Below are 14,353 nucleotides of genomic sequence, written 5' to 3' on the forward strand. Positions count from 1 at the left end.
GCGCTGCAGTGCGGAAGGAACGCCATGGCCGGGCTTCGGGTTCGCCCGCCTAGCCGATTTCTCCGCCGATGGCCACGCCTGAGCCGGAACGCTGCCGTTCAAGCTACTCCCCCTGATCGCGCCTTCCTCTCTCCGGTCTGCATTTTGTGTTCTACGGTCAACTGCCCACCGCGGCACCCGTGCCACTCTTGCGTCCGTAATGAGACGGGCGGGAGGCCGGCATGGCTGGTTACCAGTGCGACCTGGGGCGGCAGCGCCATCGGTTCGACGATCTGAAGGCGGTGATGGCCTGCGCCTCGCCGCGGCGGTCGGGCGACGAACTGGCGGGCATCGCCGCCGACAGCGACGAACGGCGGGTGGCGGCGCGCATGGTGCTGGCCGACCTGCCGCTGAAAACCTTCCTGACCGAGGTGCTGGTCCCCTACGAGACCGACGAGGTGACGCGGCTGATCATCGACCGCCATGACGCCGACGCCTTCCGTCCGGTGGCCCACATGACGGTCGGGCAGTTCCGCGACTGGCTGCTGTCCTACCAGGCCGACAGCGCCGCGCTGGCCGCACTCGCCCCCGGCCTGACGCCGGAGATGGTGGCGGCGGCATCCAAGCTGATGCGCAACCACGATCTGGTCTCGGTCGCCGCCAAATGCTCGGTCGTCACCCGTTTCCGCACCACGGTCGGGTTGCCGGGGCGGCTGTCGAGCCGCCTGCAGCCCAACCACCCGACCGACGACCCGACCGGCATCGCCGCCTCGACGCTGGACGGGCTGCTCTACGGCATCGGCGACGCGGTGATCGGCATCAACCCGGCGACCGACAATGTCCCGGCCTGCATCGCTCTCCTGGAGATGCTGGATGCCGTCCGCACCCGCTTCGACATCCCTGTGCAGTCTTGCGTGCTGGCCCATGTCACCACGACGATGCAGGCGATGGAGCGCGGGGCGCCGGTCGATCTGGTGTTCCAGTCCATCGCCGGCACCGAGAAGGCCAACCGTGGCTTCGGTGTCACCCTGTCCTTGCTGGCCGAGGCGCAGGAGGCGGCGAAATCGCTCAAGCGCGGCACCATCGGCGACAACGTCATGTATTTCGAGACCGGCCAGGGATCGGCGCTGTCGGCCGATGCCCATTTCGGTGTCGACCAGCAGACGGTGGAGACCCGCGCCTATGCCGTCGCCCGCGCCTTCGACCCGCTGCTGGTCAACACGGTGGTCGGCTTCATCGGACCCGAATATCTGTACGACGCCAAGCAGATCACCCGCGCCGGGCTGGAAGACCATTTCTGCGCCAAGCTGCTCGGCGTGCCGATGGGCTGCGACGCCTGCTACACCAACCATGCCGAGGCCGACCAGGACGACATGGACGTCCTGATGACGATGCTGGCGACCGCGGGCGTCAATTTCCTGATCGCGGTGCCCGGCGCCGACGACGTCATGCTGAATTACCAGAGCCTGTCCTACCACGACGTGCTCGGCCTGCGGCATCTGCTGAAACGCCCGCCGGCCCCGGAGTTCGAGGCGTGGCTGGACAAGGCCGGCTGGCTCGACGAGCAGCGCCGCCTGCCGCCCTGGCCCGACCAGAGCCTCGTCGTCTCCGCCCTGTTGGGGAGCGCGGCCCGATGAGCGACACTCCAAAGGATAAACCGCAGGATCCGTGGGCGCGCTTCCGCAGCGCCACCCGTGCCCGCATCGCGCTCGGCCGCAGCGGCGACGCGCTGCCGACCAAGGCTCTGCTGGAGTTCCAGCTGGCCCATGCCCGTGCCCGCGACGCCGTCCACAATGCGGTCGATTTCGACCGGCTGGCCGCCGACCTGTCGCCGCTGGAGACCATCCGCGTCCACAGCGCCGCGCCCGACCGGCCGACCTATCTGCGCCGCCCGGACCTCGGCCGCCGGCTCGACCCGGCCAGCGCCGCCGGGCTGCCGGCGGGGGAGTGGGATCTGGTCTTCGTGATCGCCGACGGGCTGTCGGCCGCCGCGGTGCAGGTCAACGCCGCGCCGCTGGTCCAGGCCTGCATGGCGCGGCTGGGGCATCTGCGCATTGGGCCGGTGGTGCTGGCGGGGCAGGCGCGGGTCGCTCTGGGCGACGAGGTGGCCGCGGCCATGGGCGCCCGGCTGGTGGCGCTGCTGGTAGGCGAGCGGCCCGGCCTGTCCGCCGCGGAATCGCTGGGCGCCTATCTCACCTGGGACCCGAAGCCCGGCCGCGCCGATTCCGAACGGAACTGCATATCGAACATCCATGCCGACGGCCTGTCGATCCAGACGGCCGCCGACAAGCTGTGCTGGCTCGCCACCGAGGCGGCGCGGCTGAAACTGACGGGGGTCGCCCTGAAGGAGGACGCCCCGTCGCTCGCCGGTCCGGACAACGAGAAAAACCAACTGACCGACCGGTCGTGAGAGAGCGCCGCCAACGGCATCAACGCCACTGAATCCAAAGCCTTGAACAGGGGCAGGAGGCAACATGTCTGGGAACACGAAACCTGAATTGAGCAAAAGCCTGAGCGGGCTCCATCTGTGGGGCATCGCCGTCGGGCTGGTGATCTCCGGCGAATATTTCGGCTGGAGCTATGGCTGGGCGGCGGCGGGGACGCTGGGCTTCCTCGTCACCACGATCCTGATCGCGGCGATGTACACCACCTTCATCTTCAGCTTCACCGAGCTGACCACCGCCATTCCCCATGCCGGTGGTCCCTTCGCCTACAGCTACCGCGCCTTCGGACCCAAGGGCGGCTTCGTCGCCGGCTTCGCCACGCTGATCGAGTTCGTCTTCGCCCCGCCGGCCATCGCGCTGGCCATCGGCGCCTATCTGAACGTGCAGTTCCCTGGACTGGACCCGAAGACCGCGGCGGTCGGCGCCTACATCCTGTTCATGGGGCTGAACATCGCCGGCGTCTCCATCGCCGCCACCTTCGAGCTGTTCGTCACCATCCTGGCGATCATCGAGCTGGTGGTGTTCATGGGGGTCGTCTATCCCGGCTACTCCTGGGCCAACTTCACCGCCAACGGCTGGGCGGGGCAGGCCAGCTTCAGCAAGGATGCGCTGGGCGGCATCTTCGCCGCGATCCCCTTCGCCATCTGGTTCTTCCTGGCGATCGAGGGGGCGGCCATGGCGGCGGAGGAGACCAAGGACCCGAAGCGCACGGTGCCGCGCGCCTATATCGGCGGCATCCTGACGCTGGTGGTGCTGGCCTTCGGCACGATGATCTTCGCCGGCGGCGTCGGCGACTGGAACGCGCTGTCGAATATCAACGACCCGCTGCCGCAGGCGATGAAGGCGGTGGTCGGTGAGTCGAGCGGCTGGCTGCACATGCTGGTGTGGATCGGCCTGTTCGGCCTGATCGCCTCCTTCCACGGCATCATCATGGGCTATTCGCGCCAGATCTTCGCACTGTCCCGCGCCGGCTTCCTGCCGCCGGTTCTGGCCCGCCTGCACCCGACGCGCAAGACCCCGCACTGGGCGATCCTGGCCGGTGGCGTGATCGGCATCGCCGCCATCTATTCCGACGAGCTGATCCAGATCGGCGGCCAGCCGCTGACCGCCAACATCGTCACCATGTCGGTCTTCGGCGCCATCGTCATGTACATCATGAGCATGGCGGCGCTGTTCCGGCTGCGCGCCACCGAACCGGCGCTGGAGCGTCCGTTCCGCGCACCCTTCTATCCGGTGTTCCCGGCGATCTCGCTGGTGCTGGCGGTGCTGGCCCTGGTGACGATGGTCTACTACAACACCCTGGTCTTCGGGCTGTTCGTGGCGCTGTTCGCTCTCGGCTACCTGTTCCACCTCGCCACCGCCGGCATGCGGGTCAAGGCCGGCGCGTCTTCGGGGCTGACGCACATGGATGCCTTTACCGAGGCGCGGAGCATGGTTGACTGAGAGCTTTCAACTGGTTGACGTCAGAAAAGGGGCGCCGGTGTTCGGCGCCCCTTTTCTGTTTTCACTCGCCGTCGTGGCTTTGGATGAAGCTGCGGATTTCCGGCAGGATGGCTTCGCGCCAGCGGCGGCCGTTGAAGATGCCGTAATGGCCGACACCCTTCTGGAAATGCGTCTTGCGCATCTCGTCCGGCAGCGACGAGCACAGGCGCTGCGCCGCGATGGTCTGGCCGGGGGCGGAGATGTCGTCCAGCTCGCCTTCCACCGTCATCACTGCGGTCTTGCGGATCGCCGACGGCTCCACCTTGCGGCCGCGTGACACCATGGTGCCTTCGGGCAGGGCGTGCTTCTGGAACACCGTCTCGATGGTCTGCAGGTAAAAGTCCGCCGACAGGTCCATCACCGACAGATATTCGTCGTAGAACCGGCGATGCTGCTCGGCCGAATCGCCGTCGCCGCGGACGAGATGGCGGAACAGCCCGACATGCTCGTTGATGTGGCGGTCGAGGTTCATCGACATGAAGCCCGACAGCTGGATGAAGCCCGGATAGACGCGGCGGAAGGCGCCCGGATAATAGACCGGGACCGTGGTGATCACGCTGCGCTCGAACCATTTCAGCGGGCGTTCCATCGCCAGCTTGACCGGCACCGTCGGGTTGGCCATCGGATCGATGGGGCCGCCCATCAGGGTCATGCTGCGCGCCTGCACCGGCTCGTCCGCCGCCGCCATCAGCGACACCGCCGCCATCACCGGAACCGCCGGCTGGCACACCGCGATGACGTGGGTGTTGGGGCCCAGGAAGCGGATCAGCTCCGCCACCGTGTCGATGTAGTCGTCCAGATCGAAGCGCCCGGCCGACATCGGTACCAGCCGCGCGTCGATCCAGTCGGTGATGTAGACGTCATGGTCGCGCATCAGCGCTTCCACCGTGCCGCGCAGCAGCGTGGCGTGATGGCCCGACATCGGGGCGACCAACAGCACCTTCGGCTGGCGCGGCGTGCCGTCCGGCTTGGCGAAGTTCAGCAGCTTGCAGAAGGGCGACTGCCAGACGAACCGCTCGGTGACCGGAACGGTCTGCCCGTCGACCACCGTCTCCGGCAGACCGAAGGCGGGCTTGCCGAAGCGGCGGGTCGTCCGCTCCACCAGCTCGGCCCCGGCGGCGACCGCCCGGCCCAGCTTGGTGTAGGACAGGGGCATCAACGGGTTCTGGAAAGTCTGCTGGGCGGCTTCGGCCCAGAAACGCATCGGCCGCATGGCAGCGTGTTGCATGTCGTACAGGTGATACAGCAAATCAGATCCTCACGTCACGGCTACCCCCGGGCGGCCAGGGTTCGTTGTTCCTTCGATCAGCGCATTGATCGTATGACCAACCATATCCTTCGTCGGGGATCGCGTATAGGTCAAGAGCCTCTTCGCATTTGCAAAGCTCTGTTGTGCAATGAACATTGCAGCGCACAAAAAATTATCAACTGCAACAATCCCGCTATGACCTCCGCGCAGGATTCCATTGGTCATACTGACGTTTCGGACCAATCCTGGACGGTCAGGGCACGGCCAGCACGGCGCGGACCGGCAGATGGTCCGATGCCCGACGGGTGAGGATGGTGCGGATCACCTCGAAAGCGGGGATTTGCAGGCCGCCCGTCACATAGATGCGGTCGAGCCGCAGAGTCGGCATGCGGGCGTGGAAGCTGCGCGGATTGGCGACGTCGGCGAAGGAGGACGCCAGCTGGCGCAGCCGGGGGGAGCTGGGGGTCCATTCGTTGAGGTCGCCCATGAACAGGGTCGGCAGCTCCGGCTGGCTCTCCACCCGCGACACTATGTCGCCGACCTGCTTTGCCCGTTCCCAGGGGTCGAGGCCGAGATGGGCGACGATCACCCGCACGGGGCGGCCCTGCACCTCCACCACCGCGTCGATGCCGCCGCGCGGCTCGCGCTTGCCGACCGACAGGTCCAGCGTCTCCATCGACCGCACCGGCAGGCGGGTCAGCAGGCAGTTGCCGTAATGGGCGCGCTCGCTGTGCTTGGTCGGGCCGGCATAGGCTTTCAGCCCGGTGTTGCGCTCCAGGAAGGCGAACTGGTCCATGCCCGATTCGCCGCGGTGGTGCCAGCCGACCTCCTGCAGGCCGATCAGGTCGACGTCGAGGTCGCGGATCACCTGGGCGATGCGGTCGGGGGCGAAGCGGGCATCGAGCCCGACGCAGCTGTGGATGTTCCAGGTGGCGACGCTGAGCGCCGCCATGCCGTCGGGAACGGGGAGGCTGCGGCGGTCGGCACGGCGGGGGCGGCGGGAGCGGGCTGCGCGCAACACGGCGGCGATGCGCTGGACACGGTCGCGGCTGAAACGGATCACGGTTCCAAATTCCTTTCCTTTGGCCTTTCGTCAGCCCTGTCGTCTTGCCGGCCCGGCGTTTTGCCGGCCCGATCCCGGCCGGAGCGGCCGAGAAGCCGGCTGGTCAGCCAGCCCAGCCCGATCGCCACCGCCGCCATACCCGCCAGAAGGGCGAAGTCGGCGGCGCCGGGATTCGTTATGGTGCGCTCAAGCTGGTGCCCGAGCAGATTGAAGGCAAGGATGCCGGGTGCAAGACCGACCATGGTGCCGATCACGAAATCGCCGAAGCTCAGCTTCGAGGCGCCGGCGGCGAGATTGACCACGGTGTAGGGCGCAATCGGCACGGCGCGCACGCCGGCCACCGCGGCGATGCCGCTGTCGGCCAGCTTCCCGTTGATGCGGGCGATCAGCGGGCCGCCATGGCGGTCCAGCAGGTCGCGCCCAGCGATCCGCCCGGTCCAGAACATCGCCGCCGCCGAGGCGACCGCCCCGGCCATCGCGGTGGGGAAGCCCCACCACGGCCCCATGACGATGGCGGTGGCGGCGATCATCACCGTCAGCGGGAACATGACGTAGCCGCCGGCGACATAGGCCAGCATCAGCCACAGCGGCGCCAGCGGGCTGTCGCCCAGGCTGTGGAAGGCCGACATCACAGCCTCCAGCGTCGCCCAGTCCCGCAGCGCCGTGTAGCGCCACATGCCCCACAGCCCCAGCAGCGCCAATATGCCGGCCAGAGTCAGCCAGTGGCGCGTGCGCGGGATGCGCGACGGCAGCACGCGGCGGACGATCTCCACCGCGCCGACGGGGTGTTCGGGATCGAAGACGCGTGCGTCGGCCACCGCGGCAGCCAGCCCGTCCGGCTCGGGGTCGTGCAGCGGCTCCAGCGTGCGGCCGACCGGCTTGCGCAGCTGGTCGATGGCCGCGGCGAGCGAGCCCAGCCGCCGGTGCGCCGCCGCCACCTCCACCGCCGTGGAGCCCAGATGCTCGGCGATCAGGTCGTCGCGGGTGTGCAGGATGGCGCGGCGGGTGTCGGCATGCTCCGGCCCCGGCCCGGCCTCCAGCGCCAGGTCGCACTCGGTGTCGAGCCCCATGGAGCGGTTGTTCAGGTTGGCCGAGCCGATGCGCAGCAGCCGGTCGTCGACCACCATCACCTTGGCATGGACGGTGATGCAGGCGCCGCCGTCGGTCAGCGCGGCGAACAGGCGGAAGCGGCCATGGCGGTCGGCCTCGCGCAATTCCTGGGTCAGCCGGGCGCGGGCGCCGAGCATGACGGTGTTCTCCAGCCAGCTGGTGGTGCGCACCGGGTTGACGACGATCACCTCCGGGCCGTCGGGCTCCGCCAGCCGGGCCTTCAGCGCCTCGGCCACCGCGGTAGAGGCGAAATACTGGCTTTCCAGATAGATGACGTCGCGCGCCGCGGCGATGGCCGCCAGATAGAGCGCCTCGACCTCGCGGATCTCGTCGCGCCCGTTGCAGGCGGGGTCGGTGCGGGCGATGCCGACGCGCACGCCGCGCAGCATCGGCTCGAAGCCCGGCGGCCAGGGATCGGCGGCCAGCGGATGGCGGCGGGCGGGCCGGCCGGGGGCAGGGGCGGGGGGCTTCAGCGTCTCGCCGGTGGCGCGTGCCCAGCGGTCGCGGAACATCTCGCCCAGCGCGCGGGCGGCGTCGCCGTCCACCGCCATCATCACGTCGTGGAACGGCTCGTAGGGCTTGCCGTCGGGCTGGCGCCGCCGCGGGTCATGGGCATGGTGGGCGCGGGTGTCCCAGCGGTTGGCGGTGATGTCCAGCCCGCCGCAGAAGGCGACCCGGTCGTCGATCACCAGCATCTTCTGGTGATGGCAGGCGCCGGTCGGGTGGTCGCTGTCCAGCCGGTATTGCAGGCGCCGGTGGGTCAGCCAGTTGCGCAGCATGAAGGGGTGCGACCAGCGGGCGAGGTCGAACAGCTCGGCATAGTCCCACTTCAGCACATGGATGTGCAGGTCGGGCCGGGTGGTCGCCAGCCAGTTCAGCAGCGTGCCCAGCCGGTCGGGCCGGCGCGGCCGGCGGGTCTGCGGCATCAGGCGGATGCGGGCGTCGAAATCCCAGGCGGTCAGGTAGATGCTGCGCCGGGCGCGCCGCATGGCGGCCTTGGCCAGAGCGAAATAATCTTCTCCATCGACGATCACGCCAAGCCTTGCGGTGTCCTCCACCCGCCAGCAGGTCTGCCCCGGTTGCAGGATCGGCCGCAGCACACCGACCGATCCGGCGATGTCGGGCGTCGATCCGGCTGACGGAAGCGGCTGGGGCGAGTGGGCGTACATGGCGTCCGATCGGGTGGGTGTCCTGGGTCATAACATGTGGGAAGGCCGATCCTTCCCCACCCTTCGCCATTTGGTGAAAGCCAATGGGAATTGCAGCCACCCCGGCCACGCCCACGGTCGAACAATTGACCCTGGCGGCGGCGTTCCGGGGCCCCGGAGCCGCTCGATTGACCTCGCTCAGTGCGGGCGGGTGCCGGGCGTGGCAGGAGTTGAGCCGTCGTCGGGCACCGCCTTCGAGGGGACCGCAGAGCATGAAGATCGCTATCGGCACCAAGGATTTCGCCACCATCGCCACCCATGGCGGCCGCACCCGCCGCTTCCTGGTCTATGAGGCCGATGCCGGCACCGCCCCGGTGGAGGCCGGGCGGATCGAACTGGGGGAGGAGGAGGTGCTGCACCTCTGCGGCGACGGCCGGCCCCATCCCATCGATGCGGTGCGGGTGGTCATCACCGGATCGTCGGGCGCCGGCTTCGTCGCCCACATGAAGCGCCGCGGCATCGAACCGGTGACGACGACGGAAACCGACCCGCTGCGGGCGATCCAGGGCTGGTTCGCCGGCACGCTGGAGCCGGCGGCGGAACCGGCGCATCCCCATGAGCACCATGACGGTGACGGGCACGGGCACGCAATCCCCTCTCCCGCCGGGGAGAGGGGGAGCACTTAGACCGGGAAGCTGACGCTGGCCGTGGTGCCGGCGGCGTCGCTGTCGGTGGACAGCGTGTCGCCGAGCTGGCCGGCCAGCGCTTCGGCCAGCATCAGCCCGTCCTCGGCGGTGGTGTCGAAACCGGCGGGCAGGGCGCGGCCGTTGTCCTCCACCGTCAGGCGGGCGCGGCCGCTGTCGCCCTGCTGGCGCACGGTGATGCGGATCCAGCCGTCGTCGGGGAAGGCATGGTGCAGGCAGCTCGTCACCAGCTCCGCGATGATCAGGCCGAGCGGCATCGCCTCGTACAGGCCGATCTGGATCGGGTCGGAATTGACGGTCACCGGCACGCGCGACAGGGCGCCCGGCGTGCCTTCCCGCACCGCTTCGCAGAGTGCCGTGACATAGCGGCCGAGATCGACATGGGTGCCGGCACCGCTCTCGTGCAGCTGGCGGTAGAGGATCGCCAGCGCCTCGATGCGGACCATGGTCTGCTCGTAGGCGGCACGGGCGTCGGGATCGCGGATGCGTCCGGCCTGCAGCTTCAGCAGGCTGATGACCAGTTGCAGGCTGTTCTTGGCACGATGCTGCAACTCCCGCAGCTCGGCTTCCAACTCCTGGATGCGCGCCGTCAGCCGGTCGGCCGGAGACAGGCCGGACACGCCTGACGCGATGCCGTCGCCGGTCTGGTCCGGAGGAGAATAGGCGGTCTGCGACCGCGGAAGCATCGGCATGGGGACGGACTCGGCTCGATCGTCACGGGTAAGGATCGTCGAAAACATTCGTCAATCTAAGCGCTTGTCCGGCAGGCCCCACCGGTTCTGAGGGAGTAACCCGCCGCGCCTAGCCGATATGACCGGGCCGTTATGAGAGAGGTGGCGTAGCGCTCACGCTGCATCCTGCCGTATGTCTGACGCCGCGACCGAAAGAAAGCCAAAAGAAATATTGTATCCCTCGGTTGCACTGGCAAGAGTGCCCCGATGACGATACGCAAAAGCTTGGCCTGGGGCCTGCTGCTGGTCGCCCTGTCCGGCGGTTGCGCCGCCGTGGTCGGTGCCGGCGGCGACTCCGACCCCACCCCCGGCCCCCTTTCCGTCACCGCCTCCGCGGTGCCGCTCGACCGCGGGCGGCCGGACAAGGTCGCGGTCGGGCCGTTGCGCTTTCTGGGCGGTCTGGACATCGCCGGGGGCGAGCGGGTCGGCGGCCTGTCCGGCCTTTGGATCGATCCGGCCGGCGACCGCTTCGTCGCCATCGGCGACACCGGGCTGGTGGTGGACGGCCGGCTGCAAACCGACGCCGAGGGCCGGCTCGCCAGAGTGTCGGAGGTCCATGTCCGTCCCTTGACGGTCGAGGAGGGGATCTCCCATCGCAAGCGCCGCACCGATGCCGAGGATTTGACGCGGCTGCCCGACGGCGGCTGGCTGGTGTCGCTGGAGCGCGACCACCGCATCCTGCGCTACAAGGGCGGCGATGGCAGCGACCGGGGGCCGGCGGGCACGCCCACGCCGATTCCGATGCCGCCGGGCATGGACAGCACGCCGGAGAATGGCGGGCTGGAGTCGCTGACCCTGCTTCCCGACGGCCGGCTGCTGACCATCGAGGAGGGCAAGGACGACGGCCATCAGGACCGCCGCGCCTGGATAACCCGCATGGGCTCGTCCAGGGACGGCGTGCCGGCGAGCGCCGCCGACTGGCAGCCCTTTACCTACCGGACGGCCCCGCGCTACCGCCCGACCTCCGTCGCCCCGCTGCCGGACGGCGGCGTGCTGGTGCTGGAACGCCGGGTGTCGCTGCTGGGCGGCTGGTCGTCGCGGCTGGTGCGGGTGGCGGCGCGCCAGTTGACAGCCGGCGCGGTGGTGGACGGCGAGGAACTCGGGCGTCTGGAGACGCCGCTGGTGAACGACAATTTCGAAGGCATCGCCACCCGGCCGGGGCCGGCGGGGGAAACGCTGGTCTATCTGGTCTCCGACAACAATTTCAGTTCGCTCCAGCGCACCTACCTGCTGATGTTCGCCCTGCACGGCCCCTCGTCGTGACCTCCAGGGTGTCCCACCAAAGTCGGACACGGCCGGTGACGCGGGGCGTTTGACAGGGCCATGGCTCTGCGGCTAGCTGGGCGGGACTGGTTGCAGGAGAAACAATCGTGGTGGCAAGCGATAAGACGGGTGCCGTTCCGGCTCCGGCGGTGCCCACGGCCGGGCGGGCGGCGCTGCTGACCGTGCTGGCGATGCTGGCCTTCGCCGCCAACTCCATCCTGTGCCGGCTGGCGCTGACCCAGACCGCCATCGACCCGGCCGGCTTCACCCTGGTGCGCATCGCCTCCGGTGCGGCCAGCCTGTGGCTGATCGCCCGGGCCACCGGGCACGCGAAGGCGGGCGCCGGCAGCTGGGGCGGGGCGGCAGCGCTGCTGGCCTATGCCGCCGCCTTTTCCTTCGCCTATCTGACCATGACCGCGGGGACCGGGGCGCTGCTGCTGTTCGGTGCGGTGCAGGCCACCATGATCCTGGCCGGGCTGTATCGCGGCGAACGGCTGGTGCCGCTGCAATGGGGCGGGCTGGCGCTGGCGCTCGGCGGGCTGGCCCTGCTGCTGGCGCCCGGACTGTCGGCGCCGGACCCGCTGGGGGCGCTGCTGATGCTGGCCGCCGGGGCGGCGTGGGGGATCTATTCCCTGCTGGGACGGGCCAGCCGCGACCCCATCGCCACCACCGCCGGCAATTTCCTGCGCGCCGCCCCGATGGCGGCGGTTCTGGCGCTGGCGGCGGCGCTGGCGGGGCCGCTGTCCGGCGGCGGCCTGCGCTGGGACCAGGGCGGGCTGGTCTATGCGGTGCTGTCGGGGGCGCTGGCGTCGGGTGTCGGCTATTCCATCTGGTATGCGGCGCTGCCGGCCCTGACCGCCGCCCGTGCCGCCTCCGTCCAGCTGAGCGTTCCGGTCATCACCGCGCTTGTTGCGGTGCTGGCGCTGGGGGAGCGGATCACGCCGGTCCTGGCGCTGTCGTCGGTCGCCGTGCTGGGCGGCATCGCCCTGGTCATTCTGGCCAAGTCGCGGCGGGGATAAGGGCACCCCGCCTCACACCGGAGCGGGCTGTGTCCGCTTCAGCGCCCGCAAGGGCTCCGACCGGTTGCGCAGCCGGGAGGGCGGGAACAGCACGGTGGCGGTGGTGCCCCGGCCCAGCACGCTCGACAGCACGAAGCGGCCGTCCTGCAACTCGACCAGCGACTTGACCAGCGGCAGCCCCAATCCGGTTCCGGCATAGCGGCGGGTGTGGGAGTTGTCGACCTGATGGAAGGGCTCCATCACCTGGTCCAGTTCGATGGCGGGGATGCCGATGCCGGTGTCGCTGACCCGCAGGCGCAGGCTGCGCGCCACCCGGTCGGCCTCGACGACGATCCGCCCGCCGGGCGGGGTGAACTTCACCGCGTTGGACAGCAGGTTCAGCAGGATCTGGCGCACCGCACGGGCATCGGCATAGAGGATGGGCAGGGAGGCGGGCAGCGCCGACGTGAGGGTCACGCCCTTTTCCACCGCCAGCGGCCCCATCTGGCGCAGGCAGTCGCCGATCAGGTCGTCGACCGGCAGATCCTCCTGATGCAGCACATATTTGCCCGATTCGATCTTGGTGGTGTCGAGGATGTCGTTGATCAGGCTCAGCAGATGCTGGCCGGACTTGCGGATGTCGCCGACATATTCGGTCTGCTTGGCCGACATCTGGCCGAAGATGCCGCTTTCCAGCGCCTCGGCGAAGCCGATGACGGCATTCAGCGGGGTGCGCAGCTCGTGGCTCATGTTGGCCAGGAACTGGGTCTTGGCCCGGTTGGCGGCGTCGGAGACCTGCTTGGCGGCGATCAGCTCGGCCTCGATCCGGTGGCGGGCGGCGATGTCCTGGATCAGCCGCTGCTGGCTGTCGCGCAGCGCCCGCTCGCTGTCCTGGAGATCGGCCATCGCCCGTTCCCGCCGCCCCGCCTCGCGCAGCAGGGCGAGCGTCATCGCCGCCAGCACCAGTGTCCCGGCAAGATCGGCCACCGCCAGCGTCATCGCCTTCGACCACCAGTGCGCCAGCACCGCGTCGCGCGACAACGAGACGGTCACCGCCACCGGCATCTCGGCCGACGCGCGATGGCTGAGGATGCGGCGCGGCCCGTCGCTGGCGCTGTCCAGCAGTTCGGTGCCCACCCGCGCCTGCTTCAGCAGCGTGGTGAACAGCGGCAGATGGTGGGCGGACAGGCCGATGTGGCTGTCGTGGTCGGGGAAGCGGGCGATCACCGGCCCGTCGGCGTGATAGAGCGTGACCACCGCGTCGCCGGACAGGGGAAGCGTCTGGTAGAAGCTGCGGAAGGCCATCGGCTCCATCACCGCGACCGCCACCCCGGCGAAGCGGCCGTCCGGCGCCTCCAGCCGCCGGCTCATGCTGATGAACCAGGTGTTGGAGGTGCGGCCGCGCACCGGGTTGCCGACGAAGACCGCATCGGCGCCGCCGGGAACCAGCCTGTCGCGGTGCGCCATCAGGTAATCGCGGTCCGACAGGTCGATGCCGGCCGGCTCCAGCGTCTGGGTGTCGTGGATCAGTTTGCCGTCGGCCGACACCACCAGGACGGCGCGGATCAGCGGCGAAAGCGTCGCCTGACGGCGCAGCAGGGCGAAGACATCGGCGTCGCCGCGCTCCCAGCTGTCGGCGCGCACGGCCAGGACCTCGACGATTCCGGCCAGGATTTTCGCCACGCCGGACAGGCTGTCGGTGGCATGGTGCTCCAGCACCAGCGCCATCGCCGCGCTGTCCTCCCGCGCCCGGGCCAGCGTCTCGTCGCGCTGGTGCAGCAGGTCGTGGCCGACCAGGGCGTTGAGGCCCAGGATCAGCGCCACACCGAATGCGCCCATTCCCCCTTTGAGACGCGAGATCAAGCGACGGCCCGCCATGTCCGGTCACGGATCACCCGATCCTACACCGTGCAGGGAATGGCCGGAAGTCGCCTTATCGTAGAATTAAGGGGTTTCCTGTTCCCTCAAAGGCGGACGGAAGTGCTGGAATAGCGCTCCGCGGTCGAGTGCCCCATCGCGTTCAGCACCGCAGCCGTGCCCAGTGCGATCACCGCCGCGGCGGCGAAGCCGAGGATCATTGCCTTCATTCCATCACTCCCTGACACATGCGCGACGTCGGTCGCATAAAAGCAAAGCGGGCGTGGCGGCGCAATCCGCGCTTTCCCGAACGCCGGAGGCCCGG

At 69.3% G+C, this 14,353-nt stretch carries 13 protein-coding genes; 6 read left to right on the forward strand and 7 right to left on the reverse strand.

Annotation, left to right across the window (positions count from 1 at the left end; all coding sequences use genetic code 11):
• Positions 1–221 precede the first annotated feature (221 nt).
• The 3 genes from TSH64_RS08965 to eat all read left to right on the forward strand — a co-directional run bounded on the left by TSH64_RS08965 (position 222) and on the right by eat (position 3,866).
• Positions 222–1,616, forward strand: coding sequence for an ethanolamine ammonia-lyase subunit EutB (locus TSH64_RS08965; protein ID WP_109096450.1), 1,395 nt, complete (start codon positions 222–224; stop codon positions 1,614–1,616).
• A complete protein-coding gene (gene eutC / locus TSH64_RS08970; protein ID WP_109096451.1) occupies positions 1,613–2,389 on the forward strand; it encodes an ethanolamine ammonia-lyase subunit EutC in 777 nt (258 codons plus the stop codon). Before TSH64_RS08965 ends, eutC begins: the two co-directional genes overlap by 4 nt.
• A gap of 64 nt (positions 2,390–2,453) precedes the next feature.
• Entirely contained in the window at positions 2,454–3,866 is a 1,413-nt protein-coding gene (eat, locus tag TSH64_RS08975) for an ethanolamine permease (RefSeq protein ID WP_109096452.1), read from the forward strand.
• Positions 3,867–3,927: 61 nt separating this feature from the next.
• Here eat and phaZ read toward each other — a convergent pair whose 3' ends face one another.
• From phaZ to TSH64_RS08995, 4 genes are read right to left on the reverse strand one after another with little or no spacing between them, the layout of a single operon-like run.
• Complete coding sequence (phaZ, locus tag TSH64_RS08980) at positions 3,928–5,154, reverse strand: polyhydroxyalkanoate depolymerase (RefSeq protein WP_109096453.1); 1,227 nt, start codon at positions 5,152–5,154, stop codon at positions 3,928–3,930.
• 9 nt (positions 5,155–5,163) lie between these two features.
• Positions 5,164–5,379, reverse strand: coding sequence for a hypothetical protein (locus TSH64_RS08985; protein WP_109096454.1), 216 nt, complete (start codon positions 5,377–5,379; stop codon positions 5,164–5,166).
• A gap of 28 nt (positions 5,380–5,407) precedes the next feature.
• Complete coding sequence (locus tag TSH64_RS08990; protein ID WP_109096455.1) at positions 5,408–6,217, reverse strand: endonuclease/exonuclease/phosphatase family protein; 810 nt, start codon at positions 6,215–6,217, stop codon at positions 5,408–5,410.
• On the reverse strand, positions 6,214–8,496 hold the full coding sequence (locus TSH64_RS08995; RefSeq protein WP_109096456.1) for a VTT domain-containing protein: 2,283 nt from the start codon (positions 8,494–8,496) through the stop codon (positions 6,214–6,216). The genes TSH64_RS08990 and TSH64_RS08995 overlap by 4 nt, the downstream gene beginning before the upstream one ends.
• A gap of 251 nt (positions 8,497–8,747) precedes the next feature.
• Between TSH64_RS08995 and TSH64_RS09000 the strand changes: the two genes are divergently transcribed.
• Complete coding sequence (locus TSH64_RS09000; protein WP_109096457.1) at positions 8,748–9,161, forward strand: NifB/NifX family molybdenum-iron cluster-binding protein; 414 nt, start codon at positions 8,748–8,750, stop codon at positions 9,159–9,161.
• On the opposite strand, the gene TSH64_RS09005 is transcribed toward TSH64_RS09000, so the two are convergent.
• Positions 9,158–9,871 (reverse strand): histidine kinase dimerization/phosphoacceptor domain -containing protein, encoded by a 714-nt coding sequence (locus TSH64_RS09005; RefSeq protein ID WP_098736200.1) that lies wholly within the window; start codon positions 9,869–9,871, stop codon positions 9,158–9,160. The two genes, TSH64_RS09000 and TSH64_RS09005, sit on opposite strands and share 4 nt — an antisense overlap.
• 246 nt (positions 9,872–10,117) lie before the next feature.
• On the opposite strand from TSH64_RS09005, the gene TSH64_RS09010 reads away from it, so the two are divergent.
• Together TSH64_RS09010 and TSH64_RS09015 are read left to right on the forward strand one after the other, a co-directional pair.
• Positions 10,118–11,173 (forward strand): esterase-like activity of phytase family protein, encoded by a 1,056-nt coding sequence (locus TSH64_RS09010; RefSeq protein WP_199237516.1) that lies wholly within the window; start codon positions 10,118–10,120, stop codon positions 11,171–11,173.
• A gap of 107 nt (positions 11,174–11,280) precedes the next feature.
• Positions 11,281–12,192 carry a DMT family transporter gene (locus tag TSH64_RS09015; RefSeq protein ID WP_109096459.1) on the forward strand — a complete coding sequence of 304 codons (912 nt, stop codon included), beginning with the start codon at positions 11,281–11,283 and terminating at the stop codon, positions 12,190–12,192.
• A 12-nt stretch (positions 12,193–12,204) separates the two neighbouring features.
• On the opposite strand, the gene TSH64_RS09020 is transcribed toward TSH64_RS09015, so the two are convergent.
• Positions 12,205–14,010 (reverse strand): ATP-binding protein, encoded by a 1,806-nt coding sequence (locus TSH64_RS09020; protein WP_109096460.1) that lies wholly within the window; start codon positions 14,008–14,010, stop codon positions 12,205–12,207.
• Between the two features lie 125 nt (positions 14,011–14,135).
• The gene (locus TSH64_RS36585; protein WP_282188101.1) at positions 14,136–14,258 is read right to left on the reverse strand and encodes a hypothetical protein; all 123 of its coding nucleotides are present in this window, start codon (positions 14,256–14,258) and stop codon (positions 14,136–14,138) included.
• Between the last annotated feature and the right edge of the window lie 95 nt (positions 14,259–14,353).

The organism is Azospirillum sp. TSH64 (genome assembly GCF_003116035.1).
Classification (GTDB): Bacteria; Pseudomonadota; Alphaproteobacteria; order Azospirillales; family Azospirillaceae; genus Azospirillum.

Bases quoted from the DNA above. Each gene is read 5' to 3' on its own strand.
- TSH64_RS08965 (WP_109096450.1), top strand. From the start codon at position 222: ATGGCTGGTTACCAGTGCGACCTGGGGCGGCAGCGCCATCGGTTCGAC.
- eutC (WP_109096451.1), top strand. From the start codon at position 1,613: ATGAGCGACACTCCAAAGGATAAACCGCAGGATCCGTGGGCGCGCTTC.
- eat (WP_109096452.1), top strand. From the start codon at position 2,454: ATGTCTGGGAACACGAAACCTGAATTGAGCAAAAGCCTGAGCGGGCTC.
- TSH64_RS08985 (WP_109096454.1), bottom strand. From the start codon at position 5,379: ATGACCAATGGAATCCTGCGCGGAGGTCATAGCGGGATTGTTGCAGTT.
- TSH64_RS08995 (WP_109096456.1), bottom strand. From the start codon at position 8,496: ATGTACGCCCACTCGCCCCAGCCGCTTCCGTCAGCCGGATCGACGCCC.
- TSH64_RS09000 (WP_109096457.1), top strand. From the start codon at position 8,748: ATGAAGATCGCTATCGGCACCAAGGATTTCGCCACCATCGCCACCCAT.
- TSH64_RS09005 (WP_098736200.1), bottom strand. From the start codon at position 9,871: ATGCCGATGCTTCCGCGGTCGCAGACCGCCTATTCTCCTCCGGACCAG.
- TSH64_RS09010 (WP_199237516.1), top strand. From the start codon at position 10,118: ATGACGATACGCAAAAGCTTGGCCTGGGGCCTGCTGCTGGTCGCCCTG.
- TSH64_RS09020 (WP_109096460.1), bottom strand. From the start codon at position 14,010: ATGGGCGCATTCGGTGTGGCGCTGATCCTGGGCCTCAACGCCCTGGTC.
- TSH64_RS36585 (WP_282188101.1), bottom strand. From the start codon at position 14,258: ATGAAGGCAATGATCCTCGGCTTCGCCGCCGCGGCGGTGATCGCACTG.